Origin of the sequence: Burkholderia sp. LA-2-3-30-S1-D2, from assembly GCF_001523915.2 — a bacterium.
In the GTDB taxonomy this organism is placed as follows: domain Bacteria; phylum Pseudomonadota; class Gammaproteobacteria; order Burkholderiales; family Burkholderiaceae; genus Burkholderia; species Burkholderia diffusa.
In genome coordinates, this window is record NZ_CP013383.1 from 283,536 (window position 1) to 304,845 (window position 21,310).

18 protein-coding genes are annotated in these 21,310 nt (G+C 68.3%); 10 read left to right on the top strand and 8 right to left on the bottom strand.

Annotated elements, in window-relative coordinates:
- The first annotated feature begins 8 nt into the window (after positions 1–8).
- Complete coding sequence (opcM, locus tag WS66_RS01335) at positions 9–1,544, top strand: multidrug efflux transporter outer membrane subunit OpcM (protein ID WP_059599132.1); 1,536 nt, start codon at positions 9–11, stop codon at positions 1,542–1,544.
- A gap of 184 nt (positions 1,545–1,728) precedes the next feature.
- On the opposite strand, the gene WS66_RS01340 is transcribed toward opcM, so the two are convergent.
- On the bottom strand, positions 1,729–2,619 hold the full coding sequence (locus WS66_RS01340; protein ID WP_059599088.1) for a LysR family transcriptional regulator: 891 nt from the start codon (positions 2,617–2,619) through the stop codon (positions 1,729–1,731).
- A 97-nt stretch (positions 2,620–2,716) separates the two neighbouring features.
- On the opposite strand from WS66_RS01340, the gene WS66_RS01345 reads away from it, so the two are divergent.
- Positions 2,717–3,157, top strand: coding sequence for a PACE efflux transporter (locus WS66_RS01345; protein ID WP_059599089.1), 441 nt, complete (start codon positions 2,717–2,719; stop codon positions 3,155–3,157).
- Between the two features lie 99 nt (positions 3,158–3,256).
- Here WS66_RS01345 and WS66_RS01350 read toward each other — a convergent pair whose 3' ends face one another.
- The 5 genes from WS66_RS01350 to WS66_RS01370 all read right to left on the bottom strand — a co-directional run bounded on the left by WS66_RS01350 (position 3,257) and on the right by WS66_RS01370 (position 9,499).
- Positions 3,257–4,108: an alpha/beta fold hydrolase gene (locus WS66_RS01350; RefSeq protein WP_059599090.1), complete on the bottom strand. Its 852-nt coding sequence runs from the start codon at positions 4,106–4,108 to the stop codon at positions 3,257–3,259.
- Between the two features lie 261 nt (positions 4,109–4,369).
- On the bottom strand, positions 4,370–4,711 hold the full coding sequence (locus tag WS66_RS01355) for a DUF3579 domain-containing protein (RefSeq protein ID WP_059599091.1): 342 nt from the start codon (positions 4,709–4,711) through the stop codon (positions 4,370–4,372).
- 25 nt (positions 4,712–4,736) lie between these two features.
- Entirely contained in the window at positions 4,737–6,098 is a 1,362-nt protein-coding gene (locus WS66_RS01360) for a sigma-54-dependent transcriptional regulator (RefSeq protein WP_059599092.1), read from the bottom strand.
- Positions 6,088–7,992: a sensor histidine kinase gene (locus WS66_RS01365; RefSeq protein WP_059599093.1), complete on the bottom strand. Its 1,905-nt coding sequence runs from the start codon at positions 7,990–7,992 to the stop codon at positions 6,088–6,090. Before WS66_RS01365 ends, WS66_RS01360 begins: the two co-directional genes overlap by 11 nt.
- A 142-nt stretch (positions 7,993–8,134) precedes the next feature.
- Positions 8,135–9,499 carry a 2-hydroxycarboxylate transporter family protein gene (locus WS66_RS01370; RefSeq protein WP_059599094.1) on the bottom strand — a complete coding sequence of 455 codons (1,365 nt, stop codon included), beginning with the start codon at positions 9,497–9,499 and terminating at the stop codon, positions 8,135–8,137.
- Between the two features lie 422 nt (positions 9,500–9,921).
- Between WS66_RS01370 and WS66_RS01375 the strand changes: the two genes are divergently transcribed.
- Genes WS66_RS01375 through WS66_RS01400 form a run of 6 tightly spaced genes read left to right on the top strand, consistent with a single transcriptional unit; the run spans position 9,922 to position 16,159 of the window.
- A complete protein-coding gene (locus WS66_RS01375; RefSeq protein ID WP_059599095.1) occupies positions 9,922–10,761 on the top strand; it encodes a MetQ/NlpA family ABC transporter substrate-binding protein in 840 nt (279 codons plus the stop codon).
- A 10-nt stretch (positions 10,762–10,771) separates the two neighbouring features.
- A complete protein-coding gene (locus WS66_RS01380) occupies positions 10,772–12,184 on the top strand; it encodes an LLM class flavin-dependent oxidoreductase (protein ID WP_059599096.1) in 1,413 nt (470 codons plus the stop codon).
- A gap of 18 nt (positions 12,185–12,202) precedes the next feature.
- On the top strand, positions 12,203–13,390 hold the full coding sequence (locus WS66_RS01385) for a methionine ABC transporter ATP-binding protein (protein ID WP_059599097.1): 1,188 nt from the start codon (positions 12,203–12,205) through the stop codon (positions 13,388–13,390).
- Complete coding sequence (locus WS66_RS01390; RefSeq protein ID WP_059599098.1) at positions 13,383–14,039, top strand: methionine ABC transporter permease; 657 nt, start codon at positions 13,383–13,385, stop codon at positions 14,037–14,039. The genes WS66_RS01385 and WS66_RS01390 overlap by 8 nt, the downstream gene beginning before the upstream one ends.
- A 54-nt stretch (positions 14,040–14,093) precedes the next feature.
- Positions 14,094–14,951 carry a hypothetical protein gene (locus WS66_RS01395; RefSeq protein ID WP_059599099.1) on the top strand — a complete coding sequence of 286 codons (858 nt, stop codon included), beginning with the start codon at positions 14,094–14,096 and terminating at the stop codon, positions 14,949–14,951.
- Positions 14,948–16,159, top strand: coding sequence for an acyl-CoA dehydrogenase family protein (locus tag WS66_RS01400; RefSeq protein ID WP_059599100.1), 1,212 nt, complete (start codon positions 14,948–14,950; stop codon positions 16,157–16,159). The genes WS66_RS01395 and WS66_RS01400 overlap by 4 nt, the downstream gene beginning before the upstream one ends.
- A gap of 87 nt (positions 16,160–16,246) precedes the next feature.
- Here WS66_RS01400 and WS66_RS01405 read toward each other — a convergent pair whose 3' ends face one another.
- Together WS66_RS01405 and WS66_RS01410 are read right to left on the bottom strand one after the other, a co-directional pair.
- Positions 16,247–17,932, bottom strand: coding sequence for a YadA family autotransporter adhesin (locus WS66_RS01405; protein ID WP_059599101.1), 1,686 nt, complete (start codon positions 17,930–17,932; stop codon positions 16,247–16,249).
- 542 nt (positions 17,933–18,474) lie between these two features.
- On the bottom strand, positions 18,475–19,323 hold the full coding sequence (locus tag WS66_RS01410; protein ID WP_059599102.1) for a helix-turn-helix domain-containing protein: 849 nt from the start codon (positions 19,321–19,323) through the stop codon (positions 18,475–18,477).
- A 268-nt stretch (positions 19,324–19,591) separates the two neighbouring features.
- Between WS66_RS01410 and WS66_RS01415 the strand changes: the two genes are divergently transcribed.
- Positions 19,592–20,554: a DUF2167 domain-containing protein gene (locus tag WS66_RS01415; protein ID WP_059599103.1), complete on the top strand. Its 963-nt coding sequence runs from the start codon at positions 19,592–19,594 to the stop codon at positions 20,552–20,554.
- The gene (locus WS66_RS01420; protein WP_059599104.1) at positions 20,551–21,276 is read left to right on the top strand and encodes a site-2 protease family protein; all 726 of its coding nucleotides are present in this window, start codon (positions 20,551–20,553) and stop codon (positions 21,274–21,276) included. Before WS66_RS01415 ends, WS66_RS01420 begins: the two co-directional genes overlap by 4 nt.
- The last annotated feature ends 34 nt before the right edge of the window (positions 21,277–21,310 follow it).

The following is a 21,310-nucleotide window of genomic DNA, read 5'->3' on the forward strand; positions in this document are numbered from 1 at the left end:
AAAACAAGATGGACAACATGCACAACACGAATGGCCTGATGCGCTTCGCGAAGGTGGCGGCCGCGAGCACCCTGCTCGCGACGCTGCTCGCCGCGTGCGCGGTGGGGCCCGACTACAAGCGCCCGGACGTGTCGACGCCCGCGGCGTTCAAGGAAGCGCCGACGCTCGCGGCCGGCGAACAGGCCGGCACGTGGAAGACCGCCGAACCGGCGGACGGCGAGCATCGCGGCGAATGGTGGAAGGTGTTCGGCGATCCGGTGCTCGACTCGCTCGAGTCGCAGGCGCTCGCCGCAAACCAGAACCTGAAGGCTGCGGCGGCGCGAGTCGAGGAAGCGCGCGCGGCGACCCGCACCGCGCGCTCGCAGTGGTTCCCGCAGGTCGGCGCCGGGTTCGGGCCGACGCGGGAAGGGCTGTCGTCGGCGTCGCAGTTCCAGCCGCAGGGCACGGGCCCGACCAACGCGACGCTGTGGCGCGCGCAGGGCACGGTGTCGTACGAGGCCGACCTGTTCGGCCGCGTGAGCCGCAACGTCGAGGCGTCGCGTGCCGACCAGGCGCAGAGCGAAGCGCTGTTCCGTTCGGTGCAGCTCGCGCTGCAGGCGGACGTCGCGCAGAACTACTTCGAACTGCGCCAGCTCGACGCGGATCAGGACCTGTACCGCCGCACGGTCGAACTGCGCGACCAGGCGCTGAAGCTCGTGCAGCACCGCTTCGACGAAGGCGACATCAGCGAGCTCGACGTGTCGCGCGCGAAGAACGAACTGGCGACCGCGCAGGCCGATGCGGTCGGCGTCGCGCGCCGGCGCGCGGCGTCCGAGCATGCGCTCGCGATCCTGCTCGGCAAGGCGCCCGCGGACTTCGCGTTCAAGGAGACGCCGATCGTGCCGGTCGCGGTGAAGGTCCCCGCGGGCCTGCCGTCCGCGCTGCTCGAACGCCGCCCGGACGTGTCGGCTGCGGAACGCGCGATGGCGGCCGCGAACGCGCGGATCGGCCTCGCGAAGTCGGCGTATTTCCCGAAGCTCGATATCACGGGCGCGTTCGGCTATGAAGCGTCGACGCTCGGCAACCTGTTCCTGTGGTCGAGCCGCACGTTCCTGCTCGGGCCGTTCGCCGGCACCGCGCTGACGCTGCCGCTGTTCGACGGCGGGCGCCGTGCGGCCGGCGTGCAGCAGGCGCGCGCGCAGTACGACGAACAGGTCGCGAACTACCGGCAGCAGGTGCTCGTCGCGTTCCGCGAGGTCGAGGACAATCTCGCCGATCTGCGTCTGCTCGACGACCAGATCCGCGCGCAGGATGCGGCCGTCAATGCGTCGCGTCGTGCGGCGACACTGTCGCGTACGCAGTATCAGGAGGGCGAGGTCGCATATCTTGACGTGATCGACAGCGAGCGGTCGGTGCTGCAGTCGCAATTGCAGGCGAACCAGCTGACCGGTGCGCAGGCCGTGTCGACCGTCAACCTGATCCGCGCGCTCGGCGGCGGGTGGGGCGCGGCGCCGACGGCGGTCGGCGATGCGGCGACGGCCAAGCAGGAAGTCGCCGTGCGTTGAGGCGTCGGTGCGCGTGGCGGTTCGCCATGCGTCACCGAAACCGGTGTTTGGTCGACGATCGAAACAACCGATCCGCGGCGACGCGGATCGGTCGATCAACGGGGCAACGACGATGCGTTGATTGCAACTAACGGTCGATCCGCCGTGCGTTGACCCACGGCGCGGCGATGATTCGCCGCACCGTTCAGCTGAGACTGTCTTCAGCCCGCAGCGCCCGCACCAGTTCGCTGGCCGCCTTGCCGAGCCCCGTGTGCTTCGGCCGGCGCAGGTACACGGGCAGCCGCAGCCCGTTGCGGATGTTCGCGAACACGAGCGGCGCGAGTTCGCCGTCGGCGACATACCGGCCGATCACCGAGTCGGGCAGGTTCGCCCAGCCGTGCCCGGCCTTCACGAGCGCGATCGCGGTGGCCATGTCTGTCACCTTCCACGTGCGGTTGCCGATCACGGGGCGCACGTCGGTGAGCGGCCGTTCCGGGTCCGCGATCACGATCTGCCGGAATCCCGACAGCCGCTCGATCGCCCCGGGATGCGCGGCTTCGGCGATCGTCGGATGACCGGGCGCGGCGACGGCGATCAGCGTTTCGGTCCACAGCGCGTGGATCTGTTCCTGCGGATGAAGATCGAGCCCGCCGTACGCGACGCAGAGATCGACCGCGCCGCGATGCAATGCGTCGACGATCGCGTCCTGCGGCGCGGAGACGATGCTGATCGCGAGCGCCGGATATTTCGCGGCGACGGCGGTCAGTGCGCGCGCAACGGGCGCGCCGTCGAGCTCCGCCGCGAGGCCGAGCCGCAGCGTGTCCTCGACGCCTTCCGACAGATGCTGCGCATGCGCGCGCAATGCCTGCAACCGTTCGGCGATCGACCGCGCATCGGGCAGCAGCGCGGCCATCGCGGCCGTCGGCGTCGGCTCGCGCGTGCCGCGGTCGAACAGCACGAGGTCCAGCTCGGCCTCGAGGTTCGCGATCGCCATGCTGACCGCCGACGGTGTGCGGCCGAGCGCGCGCGCGGCCGCCGAGAACGAGCCTTTGTCGATGACCGTCAGCAGCATGTCGATATGGTCGCTGGTCAGCACGCGCGCCTCCTGTCAGAAAAATTGGAAGGACCTGACTTTTGCGGGCGAAGTGCCCGCTGTAGTCTCGCCACCTCGTTCGACAGGAAGGTGGTGGGTCATGCAAGGATGGAAGAGACGCATAGTCTACGTCGTGATGTTCGAGGTGCTCGGCATCCTCGTCGCGTCGTCGGTGCTCGGCATGCTGAGCGGCGCGAGCGCGACGACGAGCGGCCTGCTCGGCGTGATGATCTCGACGACGGGCGTCATCGTCAATTTTCTGTACAACCTGGGATTCGAGGCGTGGGAGCGGCGGCGTGCGGAAACGACGCGCACCGTCGCGCGGCGCGTCGTGCACGCGATCGGCTTTCAGGTCGCGCTCGTGACGTTCCTGATCCCGCTGATCGCGTGGTGGCTCGGCGTGTCGCTGCTGCAGGCGTTCCTGTACGACGCGGTGCTGATCGTGTTCTTCCCGATCTTCACGTTCGCGTACAACTGGTCGTTCGACAGCGTGTTCGGGTTGCCTGATGCGGTGACGCGCAAGCCCGAACCGATCATGTGACGCGGAGGCGGACGAAGCGACGCGATGCAGGCAGTCCGCATCGCTTCGCATCATATGAGAAAGGGGCGTCACGGGCGGCGCGCATGCCGCCCACGAGCGTTACGCGGCGACGAACTCGTGCACGTAACGGTTGAACACCGCGGGGCTCGCCGCGTTCATTCCGTGCGACGCACCGGCGACGGTCTGCCGTTGCGCAGCGCCGATCCACTGCGACAGCGTGTCGACGTTGTTGCGGAACATCTTCGGGCTGCGCTGGCCGTCGATCAGCAGCGTGCGGCATGCGATGTCCGACGCCGTGTGCTGCGAATACGCGGGCAGCGGATCCTGAAGCTGCTTCGGCAGCGTGCTCGCGTTGTCGATCGCCATCGTGCGAAAGCGCGACGTGCTCTTCTTCCATGCGCCGGGCAGGCTGACCGAATCGACGAACATCTCGAGGCCGGCTTCGACTTCGCCTTGCCCGATCAGGTTCACGGCCTTCGTGCGCAGTGCGATCGCGGCGGCCGGCAGCGCGGCTTCGCGCACGCCCGGCTGCTGCAGCGGGCCGCCCGGATCGGCGAGCGTGAGTGTGTCGACGAGCTGCGGATGCTGGCGGGCGACGTTGAACGCGACGCTGCCGCCTCGCGAGTGGCCGACGAGATGCACGGGGCCGAGGTCGAGTGCGTCGATGAATTCGGCGAGCTCGTCGACGTGGTTCTGCCAGCTGAAGTCATCCTGGATGCCCGCTTCGACGGCCGGCCAGTAGTGGCTGAGGCTCGGCGCGATGCAGCGGTAGTGGGCCGACAGCGACGCGAGTTGCGGATCCCAGTAACGGTAGTCGCACAACGATCCGTGCACGAACACCATCGGCGCGCCGCTCCCCCGCTCGACATACGGCAGGCTGATGCCCGACGAAAGCGTCGCAAATTGCAGGTCGGGGTTCGCGAGCACCGACGGCTCGATTCGCATGTTCATGACTGAAAACTCAATGGGTGCGTCATCACGTCGCAACTATGCCTCACGGCAAGCTGCAAGGAAAACGCATAATTTTCATCGTCACGATCAATTTTATTGATGGCAGGGCTGAAAACCCTTGTCGCAGCGTGGGGATGTGTTGGCGTCTCCAATCATGTGACGATTGTTTGCGCCGCTGAAAGCACGTGCCGATGCCTGCGCACGCGCGCATCGGAACGGGAAAAAAAGCGGGGGGAAGGGCCGCCGAATGCGGCCCGCGCATTACCGCACCGCCAGCGCGGGCGCGGTCTGAAGCTCGACGGGAAGATCGTTGTCGGCGGCGAACTGCATCGCGAAGTCGAACGCGTCGGCGCATACGTCGCGCAATTCGTCCGACACGAACAGGCATTTGACGCCGCCGTCGACGATCGGCATCGCGAGCCGCGACAGCGCGCAGGGATAGCCGGGCCGCCGCTCGCCGACGAACAGCGTGATGACGCCCGCGAGCCGTTCGGGCCAGTCGCTCGGGCGGAAGGTCTTCTGCGCGCGCGTGACGCCGCGGATCAGGTGGCCGCGGGTTTGGCCAATGAGGCGGCCGTGTTCGGTGATGTCGATGCGATCCATGCCGGTGTGCGTATCCTCGTTCGCGTCACTCGCCGCCGTCGGCAGCCGCGTCGCCGCGCGCGGGAATCCGCAGGTTGCGCAGCTTGTGATAAAGCGTCTTCTTCGGCATGCCGAGCGCGACGCTTGCGTCCGCCACGTTGCCGTGGTGACGCTGCAGCGCGTCCTCGATCAGCATCCGCTCGAAATACGCCATCTGCTCGGCAAGCGTGCCGCCTGCCGCCGGTTCGCCGCCGGACGACAGCAGGCTGTCGCTGGTCAGCCCGAGCACGAAGCGATCGGCCACGTTCTGCAGTTCTCGCACGTTGCCGGGCCACGCGTGCGTCATCAGTTCGGACACCTGCGCAGCGGTGACGACCGGCGCCGGCTGCCCGAAGCGCCGCGCGGCCGCGAGCACGAAATGCTCGAACAGCAGCGGCACGTCCTCGCGCCGCTCGCGCAGCGGCGGCAGCTCGATCTGCGCGACGTTGAGCCGATACAGCAAGTCCGCGCGGAAGCGCCCGTCGGCCGCGAGTTCGGCGAGATCGGCCTTCGACGCGGCGACGACGCGGCAATCGACCGGAATCAGTTCGTTCGCGCCGAGCCGCTCGACCACGCGCTCCTGCAGCACGCGCAGCATCTTGATCTGCAGCGGAATCGGCATCGTCTCGATCTCGTCGAGGAACAGCGTGCCGCCGTGCGCCCATTCGATCTTGCCGATGCGCTTCTTGATCGCGCCGGTGAACGCGCCGGCCTCGTGGCCGAACAGCTCGCTCTCGAACACCTGCTCGGGCAGGCCGCCGCAATTCAGCGCGACGAAATGCGCATCGCGCCGGCCGCCGAAGTCGTGCAGGCTGCGCGCGATCAGCTCCTTGCCGGTGCCTGTCTCGCCGGTGATCAGCACCGACACCGACGTATCGGCGAGGCGCAGGATCTTCTTGCGCACGTCGGCCATCGCGGGCGACTTGCCGAGCACGAACGCCTCGATGCCCTGCCAGTTGTTGAGCGCCGCGCGCAGCCCCTGCACCTCGAGCGTGAGCCTGCGCTTCTCGACCGCGCGCGCGACGCGGCCGGCGATCACGTCCGACGAGAACGGCTTCTCGATGAAGTCGTATGCGCCGTCCTGCATTGCGCCGACGGCCGTCGAAATGTCGGCGTGGCCGCTGATCAGCACGACCGGAATCTGCGCATCGACGGCCATCACGCGTTCGAGCAGCTGCAGCCCGTCGATGCCCGGCATCCGCACGTCCGACACGATTACGACGGGTGCGCCGGGCGCGACGTGCGCGAGTGCGTCGGCCGCCGACGCGAATGCGTCGACCGGGAACCCGGCGAGCGCGACGGCCTGCTCGACGCCGATCCGGACGTTTTCATCGTCCTCGACGACCAGCACGCGAATCTCATCTTCCATGCTCTGTCCTTTGTTGCGGCGTGACCGCCGCGAATTCGATGGTGAACTGCGCGCCGCCGCCGTCGCGGTTCGTCGCGGCGATCTTCGCGCCGAACGCCTCGACGATGCGCGACGTGATCGCGAGGCCGAGGCCGAGGCCCTGGCCGCGCGGCTTGGTGGTGACGAACGGCTCGAACAGGTGCGGCAGCACCTCGGGCGCGATGCCGGCGCCGCTGTCGGCGACCGTGAAGCGCACGCGGCCGCCTTCGTCCGCATCGTCCGCATCGTCGGCTTTGGCGGCTTCGATCACGACGCGCCGCACGGGCGCGTCATGCACCGCGTCGAGCGCGTTGCCGAGCAGGTTCACGATCACCTGCTGCAACTGGCTCGACTCCGCGGACACCGTCGTGCCAGGCGCGATGTTCACCTCGAGCTGCACGCCTTCGTCGCGGATCCGCGCATCGTAGATGAGCCGCGCGTGCGCGACGGCTTCGTTCAGCGACACGGCGACACGCTCGACGTCGGGCTTGCGCGCGAAGGTCTTCAGCTCGCCGGTGAGCACGGCCATGCTGTCGACCAGCTTGCCGACCCGTTCGAGATTGGCGTACGCCGATGCCGGCTGGCCGCGCTCGAAGAACGTGCGCGCGTTGTCGCACAGCGTGCGGATCGCGACGAGCGGCTGGTTCAGCTCGTGCGTGAGGCCGGCGGCCATCTGCCCGAGCACTGCGAGCTTGCCCGCGTGCACGACTTCCTGCTGCGAATCGCGCAGCCGCTGCTCGGTGCGTTCGCGTTCCACGATCTCGCGCTGCATCCGCTCGTTCGCGGCCGTCAGCGCGGCCGTGCGCTGCGCGACGGTCAGTTCGAGCTGGTCGTTCGCGCGGCGCAGCGCGTCCTGCGCGTTCAACCGCGCGACGATCGCCCGGCGGCGCTGGATCGCGTAGCCGACCAGCAGCGCGGCGATCAGGAACGCGCCGGTGACGAACAAGAACGCGGTCTGCTGCTGGCGCCGTGCGCCGGCGATGTCGAGCAGCACCATCAGCGAATCGCCGGCCTGCGGCGCGGGCCGCGACATCACGAGATAGCGTGTGCTGCGGCCGGTGTGACGCGGATCGGGGAACGTGCCGAACCAAGCGGCGGCGCTGCGGTCGCCGATGTGGCGGTACGGCAGCACGTCGACCGTGCGGCCCGCGTATTGCCGCGACGCCTGGATGTCGCGCTGCTGCTGCGCGGTGATCGGACGCAGCGCGGTGAACTTCCACGCCGGCTCGGTCGAGATCACGACCACGCCGTTGCCGTCGACCACCATCGCGGCGACGCCCGGCGCGCGCCACGCGGACTCGAGCGGGTCGACGCTGATCTTCACGGCCGTCGCGCCGATCGGCACGCCGTCGTCGCGCACCGCGCTCGCGAAGTAGACGCCGGGCACACCGGTGTTGGTGCCGATTCCGAAGAAGCGGCCGCTGCCGTGTGCCAGCGCATCCTTGAAGTACGGCCGGTACGACACGTTGGTACCGACGAAGCTGATCGTCTCGTTCCAGTTGCTGGCGGCGATCACTTCGCCCTGCAAGTCGATCACGTCGACGGCACCGCTGCCCGCGTCGCGGTTCACGGCTTCGAGATACGTGTTCACGGTGTGCGCAAGCGCGGGCCGGTCTCGCGGCGCGGCCCGCAGCAGCGCGCGCACGCCGTCCTGACGGGCGACCAGGCCGGGCAGGATCTCGAAGCGGCCGAGTTCGCTCTTCAGGCTCGACGCATACAGGTCGAGCCGATGCGCGCCGGTTTCCTCGAGCGCGTCGATCGCGCGTTCCCACGCAAAATCGACGGCCGCGCCCGCCACGCCGACATACAGCACGGCGGCCGACGCCCAGCCCCACCACGGGATTCCCTTGAAGCTCTTCTGCACGTTCGCCCTCATCGAAGCCCGCAACCGGTCGTCCGCAACCGGTCGTCCGCAACCGGCCCTCGGAGCGACGCCCCGAACGACGCGCGCCGCGCACCGGCAAGGCCGGCGGCGGCGCGTGCGAAGCAGCCTGCGCGACGGTGCGCGCAGCGGCGCGTCATCCGAAGTGCGCGACCAGGATCAGCGTCACCGTGACGACGATCGCGCCGCCGATGCGCGTCGCGATCTGCGCGAACGGCATCAACTGCATCCGGTTCGCGGCGGTCAGGATCGCGACGTCGCCGGTGCCGCCTTGCCCGCTGTGGCAGGCGTTCACGATTGCGGTGTCGATAGGGTACATCTTCAGCAGGCGGCCGACCACGAAACCCGTGCCCATCAGCGTCGCGACGGTCGACACGATCGTGACGACGTTGACGATCGTGAAGGCGGCGGTCAGCTTGTCCCACGGCGTCATCGCGACGCCGATCGCGAACAGCAGCGGATACGTGACGGCGGTCGAGAAGAACTTGTAGACGACGAATGCGCCTTCCTGCAGCGGCGGCGACACCGCGCGCGCGAGCTTCACCAGCACCGCGAGGAACAGCATCGCGACCGGCGCGGGCAGGCCGAACAGCTTGTGCGCCATCAGGCCGACGAGGTACAGCGTGATCGCCGTGATGCCGGCGCCCGCGATGTGCGTGACGTCGACGTGGCCGCGGATTTCCTCGTTCTCGGGCGTCATGTTGCCGCTTTCGCCGACCTGCAGGCGGCCGTTGCCGGTCAGGTGCGGCAGGCGCTTGCCGAGCATGTCGAGCGCGCCCGACAGGATGATCGCGGTCAGGCTGCCGAGCATCACCGGCGGCAGCACCATCGCGAACATCTCGCCCTGCGGCAGGTGCATCAGTTCCGAATAGCCGATCGACAGCGGAATCGCGCCTTCGCCGACGCCGCCGGCCATGATCGGCACGACGATGTACAGGAGCGTGTGGCGCGCGCCGAGGCCGAGCGCGGTGCCGACCGCCGTGCCGACGATCGCGGCCGCGACCGAACCGGCGGCGAGCGGAATGAAGATCTTCACGAAGCCCTGGATCAGCACGCGCCGGTCCATGCTCAGGATGCTGCCGACGATGATCGACGCGATGAACAGGTACAGGAAGTTCGTCGACTTCGTGAACTCGACGGTGAGGTTCAGCACCGGCTTCGGCAGCACGTGGTAGTAGGTGAGCGCCGACGGCACGAAGGTCGCGAAGATCGCGGCCGCGCCGATGTTGCGCAGGAGCGGCAGGCGCTTGCCGAGTTCCGCGCACGTGAAGCCGAAGAACGCGAGCACGGCGATCGCCATCGAGATCTCGCCGGGCACCTTGCCCGTCACCGCGAAGCCGACGATCAGCCCGAACAGGATCACGTAGACCGGCAGCGGGATGATGCCGATACGGATTTCCATCAGCTTCCACCAGCCTTCCGGCCAGAAGCGCTCGCGCGTGGCGGGACCGGCTGCGGCAATCGGCTCGGGTTGGGACGGGGTATGGATAGAGGTCTGCAAGACGTGTCTCCTGATGTTTGGAATGCCTGCATCGCTTCGCGGCATCGTGTGCCGTCTATTACGCAACCCCCGTGCCAGGATTCCGGCCTGCCGGAATATTTTCAATGCATTGATTCATAAGGGATTTGTTTCGTCTGCGGAAAGGGTTTGCCAGGCGGGATGGCCGAGATTTCGGAATCGGCGCGGCGGGCAGGCCGAAATTTCGGCCTGGCGGCGGCCCGGGCAGCCGGCCATGTCCGCCGCTCGCCATATCGCCGCACGCGATTTTCTTCGCACAATCGCTTCGTAGACCGCCCTCCCGCCGCTCTCTATCATCGGCTGATCTTTTTCCGATGCGACGACGACTGTCCGGAGAGCGCCCGCGCGTTCGCCGCGGCGCCGCTCATCCGTCGATACCGTCTTTGGACAGGAGAGTGGTTTCCATGCTGCATCCCGTTTTTTCCGCCCGCTTTTCCGCCGGCCGTGTGGCCAGCCTGGTCCGCCTGCTGGCGGCCGCGCTGCTCGGCGTCGCGCTGCTGAACGGCGCGCGCGCCGACACCGCGCCGCTGAACGTCGGCATCTCGACGAGCCCGCAGATCGAGGCGCTGAAGATTGCCGCCAAGGAGGCGAAGGAGCAGGGCCTGGTCGTGAGGATCGTCGAGTTCACCGACTGGAATACGCCGAACGCGGCGCTCGCGAACAAGGACATCGACGTCAACTACTTCCAGCACATCCCGTTTCTCGAGAACGCGAAGAAGCAAGGCGGCTACAACTTCATCTCGATCGCGCCCGGCACGATCATGAAGATCGGCCTCTATTCGAAGAAGGTGAAGCGCTTCGACGAGCTGAAGGACGGCGCGCGCGTCGCGATCGCGAACGATCCGGTGAACGGCGGGCGCGGGCTGTTGCTGCTGCAGCGCGCGGGCCTCATCACGCTGAAGCCGGGCGCCGACTACCGCGCGACGACGCACGATATCGTGTCCAACCCGAAGCACCTGAAGATCATCCCGCTGGAAGCGTCGCAGCTCGCGCGCTCGCTCGACGACGTCGACCTCGCGCAGGGCTACCCGAGCTTCATCAAGCTCGCCGGCACGACCGACCCGAACAGCGCGCTGTTGTTCGACGGCACCGAGAACAAGAACTTCGCGATCCAGTGGGTCGTGCGGCCGGAGAGCGCGAACGACGCGCGCATCCGCAAGTTCATCGCGATCTACCAGCACTCGCCGGCGGTGCGCCGGGCGCTCGACAACGCATTCGGCTCGCTGTACGCGATCGCGTGGTGACGGAGGCGACATGACGACGGCGAACCGCAAGAAGATCCTGCTCAACGCGTTCAACATGAACTGCGTCGGGCACATCAACCACGGGCTGTGGACGCATCCGCGCGATCGCTCCGCGCACTACACCGATCTCGATTACTGGGCCGACCTCGCGAGGACGCTCGAACGCGGCAAGTTCGACGGGATCTTTCTCGCGGACATCGTCGGCGTGTACGACGTGTTCGGCGGCGGCCCGGACGCCGCGCTGCGCGAATCCGTGCAGGTGCCCGTCAACGATCCGCTGCTGCTCGTGCCCGCGATGGCGCAGGTCACGCAACATCTCGGCTTCGGCGTGACCGCGAACCTGACCTATGAGCCGCCTTACCTGTTCGCGCGCCGCATGTCGACGCTCGACCACCTGACGAAGGGGCGCATCGGCTGGAACATCGTGACCGGCTACCTCGACAGCGCCGCGCGCGGGATGGGCCTCGCGCAGCAGATCGGCCACGACGACCGCTACGAGCGCGCGGACGATTACATGGAGGTCGTCTACAAGCTGTGGGAACAGAGCTGGGACGACGACGCGGTGATCCGCGATGCGCACGCGCGCGTGTTCGCGCAGCCGGGAAAGGTGCGGCGCGTGAAGCACGACGGGCCGTTCTATTCGGTTGACGCGATTCACCTGAGCGAGCCGTCGCTGCAGCGCACGCCGGTGCTGTACCAGGCCGGCTCGTCCGCGCGCGGCGTCGAGTTCGCGGGGCGACATGCGGAATGCGTGTTCGTGAACGGGCAGAGCAAGGCCGCCGCGCGCGCGGCCGCGCTCGACATTCGCGCGGCTGCCGCACGGCAGGGCCGCGATCCGGCGTCGATCAGGATTTTCGCCGGCGTGAGCGTCGTCACTGCCGAGACCGAACTTCTCGCGCGCGAGAAATTCGACGAATACCGGCGCTACGCGAGCCCGGAAGCCGGCCTTGCGCATTTCGCGAGCTCGACCGGCATCGACTTCGCGAAGTACGGCCTCGACGAGCCGATCTCGTACGTGAAGACCGACTCGATCCAGTCGGCCGTCGACGCGATCTCGCGCAAGAGCACGACCGGCACGTGGACCGTGCGCCGGATGCTCGAACAGATGTCGCTCGGCGGTCGCTATGCGCCGATCGTCGGTTCGCCATCGCAGGTCGCGGACGAACTGCAGTCGTGGATCGACGAGACGGGCATCGACGGTTTCAATTTGACGCGCACCGTGATGCCCGAGTCGTTCGAGGATTTCGTCGACTGGGTCGTGCCGGAACTGCAGAACCGCGGCATCTACAAGGAAGACTACGATCCCGCCCCGACGCTGCGCGAGAAGCTGTTCGGCGCGGGTGCGCGCCTGCCGGCGTGGCACACCGGCGCGCAGCATCGGCCGGCCGCCGTGCCCGAACCCGCGCATCCCGCGCATGCCTGAACGTGACGGAGCGAAGCGATGACGCAATTGTTCGATACGCTGGGGTTCATCGAGGCGTCGGCCGTGCGGGCCGGCGCAGGCGCGCACGCACATGGGGCGCATGACGAAGCGGCCGGACGTGCTGACGGAGTCGCCGTGTCGCTCGCGCACGTCGGCAAGGTGTTCGCGACGCCGCGCGGCCAGGCCGCCGCGCTGCGCGACGTGACGCTCGACGTGCGGCGCGGCGAGGTGTTCGGGATCATCGGCCGCAGCGGTGCAGGCAAGTCGACGTTGCTGCGGCTCATGAACGGCCTCGAACGGCCGAGTTCGGGCCGCGTGTGCGTGCAGGGCGTCGATGTCGGCGCGCTCGACGAGGACGGGCTCGTCGCGCTGCGGCGTCGCACCGGCATGGTGTTCCAGCATTTCAACCTGCTGTCCGCGAAGACGGTGTTCGAGAACGTCGCGCTGCCGCTGAAGATCGCCGGCGTGCCGAAGGCCGAGCGCGTGCGCAAGGTCGAGGCGCTGCTCGAACTCGTCGGGCTGACCGCGAAGCGCGACGCATATCCTGCCAGCCTGTCGGGCGGGCAGAAGCAGCGCGTTGGCGTTGCCCGTTCGCTCGTGCACGATCCCGAGGTGCTGCTGTGCGACGAGGCGACGTCGGCGCTCGATCCGGAGACGACGCAGTCGATCCTCGCGCTGCTTGCCGACATCAACCGCCGCCTCGGGCTGACGATCGTGCTGATCACGCACGAGATGGAAGTGATCCGCGCGGTGTGCGACACGGTCGCGGTGATCGAACAGGGTGAGGTCGTCGAAACGGGCCCCGTGTGGCGCGTGTTCGGCGATCCGCGCCACGGCGCGACCCGTGCGCTGCTCAGCACGATCGTGCACGACCTGCCGGCCGACCTGGCCGCGCGCGTGCGGCCGTTGCCCGAGCAGGCCGCATTGCCGGACGGCGCGCAGGTGGTGCTCGACGTCCGCTATACGGGCGAGAGCGGCGGCGAGCCGGACGTCGGCGCGCTCGCGGCGGCGCTCGGCGGCTCGGTGCGTTTCCTGCACGGCGGGATCGACCGGATCCAGGGGCATGCGCAGGGGCGGCTCGTGATCGCGGCCACACCGCGCGCGGATGACGCCGGCCAGTCGTCGGCTCGCGGCGGCGCGGTCGCGGCACTGCTCGAACGCGCGCGCCGCCACGCGAACCACGCGGAGGTGCTCGGCTATGTTTGAACTCTGGTGGCCGGAATTGCTCGACGCGATCCGCGACACGCTGTCGATGGTCGCCGCGTCGGCCGCGATCGCCGCGCTGATCGGCATCCCGCTCGCGGTGATCCTGGTGACGACCGCGCCCGGCGGCATCTACGCGCGGCGCGGCGTGAACGCGGTGCTCGGCGCGCTCGTCAACGTGTTCCGTTCGACGCCGTTCATCATCCTGCTCGTCGCGCTGCTGCCGTTCACGCGCGTGCTGATCGGCACGACCATCGGCGTGTGGGCGGCCGTCGTGCCGCTGTCGATCGCCGCGATTCCGTTCTTCGCGCGGATTGCCGAGGTGAGCCTGCGCGAAGTCGATCGCGGGCTGATCGAGGCCGCGCTCGCGATGGGCGCGAAACGCCGTCACATCGTGTGGCACGTGCTGCTGCCGGAGGCGCTGCCCGGCATGCTCGGCGGCTTCACGATCACCGTCGTCGCGCTGATCGGCTCGACCGCGATGGCGGGCGCCGTCGGCGCGGGCGGGCTCGGCGATCTCGCGATCCGCTATGGCTATCAGCGCTTCGACACCACCGTCATGGTGACAGTGATCGTGATCCTGATCGCACTCGTTTCGGCCGTGCAAATCACGGGCGACCGCCTGATCCGACGCGTGACCCGGCGTACCTGAGCGGCGCCACGAGCGCCGGCTCTTTTCATTGAAGACCCTGAGAGAACGATACCCATGACCTTACCCACCGGCGCGCCGCGCGAATGGAACGGACAATTCGAGGAAGCGCTGTTTCTGGACGTCGCGCGACGTCATCGTCCCGGCTTCCCGGACAAGCTGGCGACACCGCCGCGCGAGCCGCGCGATGAAGACGAACTGGCCGCCGTCGCCGACTACTACACGAAGATGGCGTCGCACGACCTGTTCATCGTTCAGGTCGTCGCGAAGGCGATCGACACGCTGTTCCGCGACGACCCGCACTTTCAGCTGATCCTGTCGCGTCAGCTCGGCGACGACGGCGCGCACGCCGTGATTGGTCGCGAACGCGTGACCGAACTGACCGGCCGCGATCCGCTGCCGGAAGTCGAGCGGCTCGTCGCCGCGCACTGGGAACGTATCGGCGATATCGCGGTGCGCGACGTCGCGGGCTTTCTCGCGTTCGAATGGCATTACGAACTGCACATCCTCGCGAAGCTGTGGATCCAGCGCAAGACCGGCCGCATCGCGGATGGCGCGATGCGCGAGCATGGCGAAAATCGGATTCGCCCGGACGAGGAGTGGCATCGCGTGCAGATCGTCCAGTGGTGGTTCGACAGGTTGAAGACGCTGCCGGCCGCCGAGCGCGACGTGCTGATCGATCGCGTGATCGCGGCCGACGAGGAAACGCAGGCACGGCTCGACGGTTATCTGCACGACGAATACGCGCATACCGCGCACGTGTTCGGTGCCGATATCGCCGAATACCGCGCGATCTACGACGACTGGCGGCGCGAGATCCTGTCGCGGCTGACCGGCCGCCGACTCGGCGCGCTGGTGCCGCTGTCGAACGACGCCGTTGCGCACGCAACGCTTGCACAGGAAGCCGTCGCATGAACGATCCTGGCAGCCTGGCGAAGCTGGCGCCGGACGCCGACGCACGCGCGATCAGCGCCGATGCGCTGGCGCGTGCGATCGACGCGCTGCGTGCGACGGCCGTCGCGCGCGACCGCGCTGGCGGTCATGCGGCCGACGAGAAGCAGCGGCTCGCCGACGCAGGCCTGCTGACGCTCGCGGTGCCGCGCGAATTCGGCGGCCAGGAAGCCGAGTGGCCCGCGATCTACGACACGATCCGGCGGATCGCGCGCGTCGACAGCGCGCTCGCGCATCTGGTCGGGTTCCAGATCCTGCAGGTGGTGAGCGTCGACGTGTGGGGCAGTGCGGCGCAGCGCGAACGCTTTCTGCGCGGCACGGTCGAGCATCGCTGGTGGTGGGGCAATGCGGTGAACCCGCTCGACACGCGGCTGGTGGCGACCGCGACGCCGGACGGCGGCTACCGGCTCGACGGCGTGAAGGGATTCTGCTCGGGCACGCGCGGCTCGCAGCGGATGACCGTGTCCGCGCACGATCCGGAAACGGGCCGCGCCGTATTCGGCGTCGTGCCGACCGATCGCGACGGGATCACCGTCAACGACGACTGGGATCCCGTCGGCCAGCGCCAGACCGACAGCGGCAGCGTGCGCTTCGACGGCGTGACGCTCGCGCCGGACGACGTACTGCACCGGTCCGAGACGCCGCCGACGCCGCGCGCGACGCTGCGCACGCTGGTGTCGCAACTCGTATTGACGAACCTGTTCGTCGGGCTTGCGGAGGGCGCGCTGGCCGAGGCGCGCGAGTACGTGCGGCAGCATGGGCGCCCGTGGATTCACTCGGACGTCGAGCGGGCCGAAGACGATCCATACACGCTGCAGCGTTTCGGCGACATGCGCGTGCGTGGGGTTGCCGCCGCGTCGCTGGCCGATCGCGCGGCAATTGCGTTGCAGCACGCGTGGGCGCGGCGCGACGCGCTGACGGCCGACGAACGTGCCGAAGTGGCGCTCGCGGTGTCGGAAGCGAAGATCGTCGCGCAGCGGGCAGCGCTCGACAACGGCGAGGCGCTGTTCGATGCGTGCGGCGCGCGCGCGACGGCCGCGTCGCTCGGCCTCGACCGCTTCTGGCGCAACGCGCGCACGCATACGCTGCACGATCCGCTCGACTACCGGCTGCGCGACGTCGGCCGGTTCGCGTTGACGGGGGAATTGCCGCAGGCGTCGCTGTATACGTGACGACGGTCAGCCATCTGCGCCGTGGCGCCGATGGCTGACCGCCCGGCGTCAGGAACAGCGTCCTGACGCGTCGCTGCCGCAGCCCGATTACCAGCGGTAGCCGACGCCCGCGCCGGCGCCGAACGAGCCGTGACCCGATACCGCCGTCGTGACCGAGCCTTTGACGAGCCATTTCGTCGTCGCAACGGACAAGCCGACCGCCATGGCGCTTTGACCGCCGTACGTGCCGCCGCCGAGCGCGACGACCTTCTCGCCAGGCAGCACGGCTTGCGGCAGGTTCGCCATCGCGATCGCGCTCGCCGTGCCCGCGTTCGCGTCCTTGCGGTACTTCGACATTTCCTCGCGCACCGAGTTGATCGCCCCGTTCAATTGGCGCACGTTCACGCCATCAGTCGGCGCGGTGCCGTCCGCCACGTTGGTCAACTGGCGCTCGGCACCGGGTGAACCGATCGACACCGTGTTGTCCCGATCGGCAACCGAATTCGCGCCCAGCGCCACCGCGTTGTTCGCCGTGGCCCGGCTGTTCGTGCCGATGGCGGTCGAGTCCGTGCCGGACACATTCGAGCCCGTGCCGATTGCCGTTCCGTTTGCCGCCGTGACTTTCGAATTCGTGCCGACAGCCGTACCGTTGTCGCCCGAGACGTTCGAGCCGTTGCCGACCGCTGTGCCGTTCGCCGCGGTGACCGACGTATTCGGGCCGATCGCGGTGTCCGTCGGGTCCGTCACCGTGCCGCTCGGGACGCTGGACGAGATCTTGCCGACGGTCGTCGTGAGATTGGCCAGGTCCGCCGTCAGCGTCGACACCTGATTGGCGATCGAGAAGAGCTGCGAGCCGTTCACCGCATCCGTGCTGGTCGCGCTGATTGCTCCGGCCGCGACGTTGACGATCTGACGCTCGGCGCCCGCGCTGCCGACGCTGACCACGCCCACCGGCGTGCCCGCGAAGCCGCTGTAGGTCACGCCGTTGAGCGCCACGCTGTTGACGGTCGTATAGGCGCGCGTGGTCGCATTCGAGCCCAGTGCGACGGAATTCGCGTCGGCGGCGTTCGCCCCTTCGCCGATGGCGACCGCGTTCACGGCGGAGGCCGTCGCACGGGCAATGGCGACGCTGCCCGTCGCGGATGCCGAGCTGTCGACACCGAGCGCGACCGCATCGGCCGCGCCGGCATTTGCCTGGAAGCCGAGGGCCGTACCGCCCGCTGCAATGCTGCCCTTGCCCACGGCGGTCGAGAACGTCGTGGTGGCGCTCGCGCTTTGGCCGACCGCTGTCGACTGGTCGACGGCGAATGCGCCCTGACCGAAGGCGGACGCCGTGGCGCCGTTCGCGATCGCGCCGTTACCGACCGCCGTGGCCTGGGTGCCAACTGCGCTCGAAGCCGTCCCGATCGCCGTCGCCTGGTCCCCGGTTGCCACGGCGTTTCCGCCGACGGCCGTCGCGAACGTCCCGGTTGCGGCCGCCATGCGGCCGATCGCGACGGTCTCGCTATAGGCGCCGGTCGACGAGCCCGAATTCGCGACGGCCGCCGTGCCGATCGCGATGTTGTCGCAGCCGGTTGCCGCGGCCGGATACGTGCTGCTGCCCGAAATGGCGATGTTGCCGACGCAGCCCGCCGACGTTTCGGTCGACGTGCCGTTCTGCACATAGTCGGCTCGCGCGGGCGCGGAAACGGCGAATGCGGCCATGGCTGCGCTGACCGTGACGGCAAGCGCGACCTTCGACTTGCGCGGTGCGCGTTGTACGGAATTTCCCAACCCTCGTTGATGCTTGTTCATTTGTTTTCCTGAGCTCGATGTAAAAATCGTGTTGCGGTTTGCATGGCTCCGCTCGCGATATCCCGGTCGCATCGATTCGTTCGTGTCTCTTTCGTGACAGGCATCGATTTTTCGATCTGTAAAAATGAAAGGTCTACTAACAAAATTGAACATTCGTCGGTCTCGACGCGATGGGAGCCGGGCACGGATTGCGGTTACTTGCTTGCTGTCGTCACGGCTACGTCAAAAACTTCGCGAATCCGAAGCTCGGGTCGCGACGACGCATTTTGATGGGTTTGAGTGGCGCACATGTTTGCCGCAGCCGCTGAACGCTATGTTTCGGCGGACATTCGTTCGGGGGTGTGCATGAGGAAACGGCAAGGGATTCCCCGTGCCGAGCAGCCGGTTGCCCGATGATCACGGGCGGGCCGGTGACGAGGAGAGGGCGGCGCTGCCCGAACGCATTTGCTCACGCGACAGGCGGCATCGACCTTCGCTTGCAGGCCGTCCACTCGACGCAGGTATCCATGCGTCGAAACCGCCTGGTCGGTGTTGTCGTGGCGTTACTGCGCCGGCAGCGCGTCCGCCAGCGCCCGCATCGCATCCACTGTTTCCGGATTCGCGGGGAAAAACGCCTCGATCGCGAGTTCCGACAGCGTCACGTCGACCGGCGTGCCGAACACCGTCGTCGTGCTGAAGAACGTCAGCTCGCCGCTCGCCGTGCGCAGCCGAAGCGGCACGGCGATATCCGCGAAATCGGTGCGTGCGTGCGAATCGTCGGGCTGGCCGGCCGGAGCCGGATAGGCGGCGAGCTCGTCGCGCAGCGCGTGCAGCGTGCGGTCGCCGCTCGCGTCGATTTGCCGTTGCAGCCGGTGCAGGATATGCGCGCGCCATTCGTGCCAGTTGACGATCTGCGGCGCGAGGCCGTCAGGATGCAGGCTCAGGCGCAGCACGTTGACGGGCGGCTGCAGAAGCGCCGGATCGGCCTGCGCGACCAGCGCGCCGAGCATCCGGTTCGCGGCGAGCAGCGTCCAGTGGCGATCCACCGCGAGTGCCGGGTAGGGCTCGTGGCCGCGCAGCACGGCTTCGACCGCGTGGCGCGCCGCATCGAGCTGCGGATCGGAGAAGGGCCGCTCGCGAAACAGCGGCGCATAGCCGGCCGCGACGAGCAGCGCATTGCGCTCGCGCAGCGGCACGTCGAGGCGCTCGGCGAGATGCAGCACCATCTCCCGGCTCGGCTGTGCCCGCCCCGATTCGACGAAGCTCAGGTGCCGCGCGGACACCTCGGCCTCCAGCGCGAGGGCCATCTGGCTAAGGCGCCGGCGTTGACGCCAGGTGCGCAGCAGCGAGCCGATGCCGGACGCGCGTCCGGCTGACGGGGGGAGCGATTGAAGGGCGGCGGTCGAGTTCATGACGAGGATGATAGGCAATCCCGCGTGCCCCGGACATTACCTGCGACGTAAGCATTCCGGATCGATGTGTATCGGGTGTGCATCGCCGACTCCGCCCGCGGCCGCCCGAGGCGTCCCTCCGCCCCCGCATTTCGTGCCCGGCGCGGCCCCGACGCTGCGATACCATAGCCCCCGTGCCACCTGAGAGGCGGTGCCGGACCCGCGACCACAACGCCCCGGGCCGGATGCCGCGCACATTCACAACAAGGCATTCCAGGGGAATCCAACAATGAAAAAACTCGCCGTCCGCGTCGCCTGCGTGGCGATGCTCGCGCTCGCCGCAACCAGCGGCCATGCGCAGACCGAAGCCGCGCAGGTCGAAATGAGGGCCGCCGCCGCGGCCGCCAACAAAGCCGTCGTGAACGGGCCGGCCGATATCGACGTCAAGCACGAAGCCGTGCTGAAGCTGAAGGAAGGCGAATCGTTCGTGCCGGCCGCCGAAGCCGGCCGCTACCTGCGCTCGATGGGCAACTCGATCGACGAATCGAAGCTGGTCGGCCTCGTGCTGCCCGAGGACCCGGACGCCGACTGGATCTCGGTCGTGTCCTTCGAGCCGAGCGGCTACATTCGCGACGACGACGCGAAGGACTGGAAACCCGACGAATTGCTGAAGAGCCTGCAGGCCGGCACCGAGGAAAACAACCCGGCGCGCAAGGAGCGCGGGCTGCCCGAGACCGAGGTGGTCGGCTGGGCGCAGGCGCCCGCGTACGACGCCGCCACGCACCGGCTCGTGTGGTCCGCGATCATCCGCGACAAGGGTGCGGCCGCGAACGCGGAGAGCGACGGCGTGAACTACCGGACGCTCGTGCTCGGCCGCGACGGCTACCTGTCGCTGACGATGGCGTCGACGCTCGCCGATCTGCCGAAGTACAAGGCCTCGGCCGACGGCCTGCTCGCGAACATCCGCTTCAACGACGGCAAGCGCTATGCCGATTTCAACAAGTCGACCGACCACGTCGCCGAGTACGGGCTCGCGGCGCTGATCGTCGGCGTCGGCGCGAAGAAGCTCGGGCTGCTCGCGCTGATCGGCGCGTTCGCCGTGAAGTTCTTCAAGATCGGCGCGGTCGCGCTGCTGGCGGGCGGCGCGGCGCTGAAGCGCTTCTTCGGGCGCAAGCCGAAGCCGGCAGCCGTGCCGGTCGTCGCCGATGCAACCGACGCAGCCGCCGTGTCCGGCACGGAGCGCAAGGAATGACGAAGCTGCTGCTGCTGATCTTCGGCGGCCTGAAGCTCGGCAAGGTGCTCATGTCGGCGGGCACCATGCTGGCGTCGATCGCCGTCTACGCGCTGTTCTACGGGTGGCGCTTCGCGGCCGGTTTCGTTGCGCTGCTGCTGGTCCACGAAGCCGGTCACTACGTGGCCGCGCAGCGGCGCGGGCTCGACGTCGGGCTGCCGACGTTCATTCCGTTCGTCGGCGCGTGGATCCAGCTGAAGGAGATGCCGCACGACGCCGAAACCGAAGCGTACGTCGGGCTGGCCGGGCCGTTCGTCGGCACGCTCGGCGCGCTGGCCTGCTACGCGGCCGCGCGGCACTTCGACAGCAATCTGCTGCTCGCGCTCGCCTATACGGGCTTCTTCCTGAACCTGTTCAACATGATTCCGCTGTCGCCGTTCGACGGCGGCCGCATCACGGCGGTGCTGTCGCCGCGCATCTGGTTTGCGGGCGTGCCCGTGCTGATCGCGCTGTTCGCGTATCGGCCGAGCCCGCTCCTGATCGTGATGGCGATCCTCGCGCTGCCGCAGTTGAAACGTGCCTGGCGCTACGATCCCGACGCGCCGGAGAACCGCGCGTACTACACGACGTCGGTGGAGACGAAGACGACCTACGCGCTTTTCTACGTCGGCCTGCTCGCGTTTCTCGCGCTGATGACGTCCGGCGTGCATGACATGCTGCGCGTCGCCCATTCTGCAGCCTGAGCGATGTAAGAACGGCGGCCGCTCATGCGCGGCC

Excerpts from the sequence above, each read along its gene's own strand:
- WS66_RS01385 (WP_059599097.1), top strand. The coding sequence starts at position 12,203 with ATGACGCAATTGTTCGATACGCTGGGGTTCATCGAGGCGTCGGCCGTG.
- WS66_RS01395 (WP_059599099.1), top strand. The coding sequence starts at position 14,094 with ATGACCTTACCCACCGGCGCGCCGCGCGAATGGAACGGACAATTCGAG.
- WS66_RS01420 (WP_059599104.1), top strand. The coding sequence starts at position 20,551 with ATGACGAAGCTGCTGCTGCTGATCTTCGGCGGCCTGAAGCTCGGCAAG.
- WS66_RS01365 (WP_059599093.1), bottom strand. The coding sequence starts at position 7,992 with ATGAGGGCGAACGTGCAGAAGAGCTTCAAGGGAATCCCGTGGTGGGGC.
- WS66_RS01380 (WP_059599096.1), top strand. The coding sequence starts at position 10,772 with ATGACGACGGCGAACCGCAAGAAGATCCTGCTCAACGCGTTCAACATG.
- WS66_RS01390 (WP_059599098.1), top strand. The coding sequence starts at position 13,383 with ATGTTTGAACTCTGGTGGCCGGAATTGCTCGACGCGATCCGCGACACG.
- WS66_RS01350 (WP_059599090.1), bottom strand. The coding sequence starts at position 4,108 with ATGAACATGCGAATCGAGCCGTCGGTGCTCGCGAACCCCGACCTGCAA.
- opcM (WP_059599132.1), top strand. The coding sequence starts at position 9 with ATGGACAACATGCACAACACGAATGGCCTGATGCGCTTCGCGAAGGTG.
- WS66_RS01355 (WP_059599091.1), bottom strand. The coding sequence starts at position 4,711 with ATGGATCGCATCGACATCACCGAACACGGCCGCCTCATTGGCCAAACC.
- WS66_RS01360 (WP_059599092.1), bottom strand. The coding sequence starts at position 6,098 with ATGGAAGATGAGATTCGCGTGCTGGTCGTCGAGGACGATGAAAACGTC.
- WS66_RS01415 (WP_059599103.1), top strand. The coding sequence starts at position 19,592 with ATGAAAAAACTCGCCGTCCGCGTCGCCTGCGTGGCGATGCTCGCGCTC.
- WS66_RS01345 (WP_059599089.1), top strand. The coding sequence starts at position 2,717 with ATGCAAGGATGGAAGAGACGCATAGTCTACGTCGTGATGTTCGAGGTG.
- WS66_RS01375 (WP_059599095.1), top strand. The coding sequence starts at position 9,922 with ATGCTGCATCCCGTTTTTTCCGCCCGCTTTTCCGCCGGCCGTGTGGCC.
- WS66_RS01410 (WP_059599102.1), bottom strand. The coding sequence starts at position 19,323 with ATGAACTCGACCGCCGCCCTTCAATCGCTCCCCCCGTCAGCCGGACGC.
- WS66_RS01400 (WP_059599100.1), top strand. The coding sequence starts at position 14,948 with ATGAACGATCCTGGCAGCCTGGCGAAGCTGGCGCCGGACGCCGACGCA.
- WS66_RS01405 (WP_059599101.1), bottom strand. The coding sequence starts at position 17,932 with ATGAACAAGCATCAACGAGGGTTGGGAAATTCCGTACAACGCGCACCG.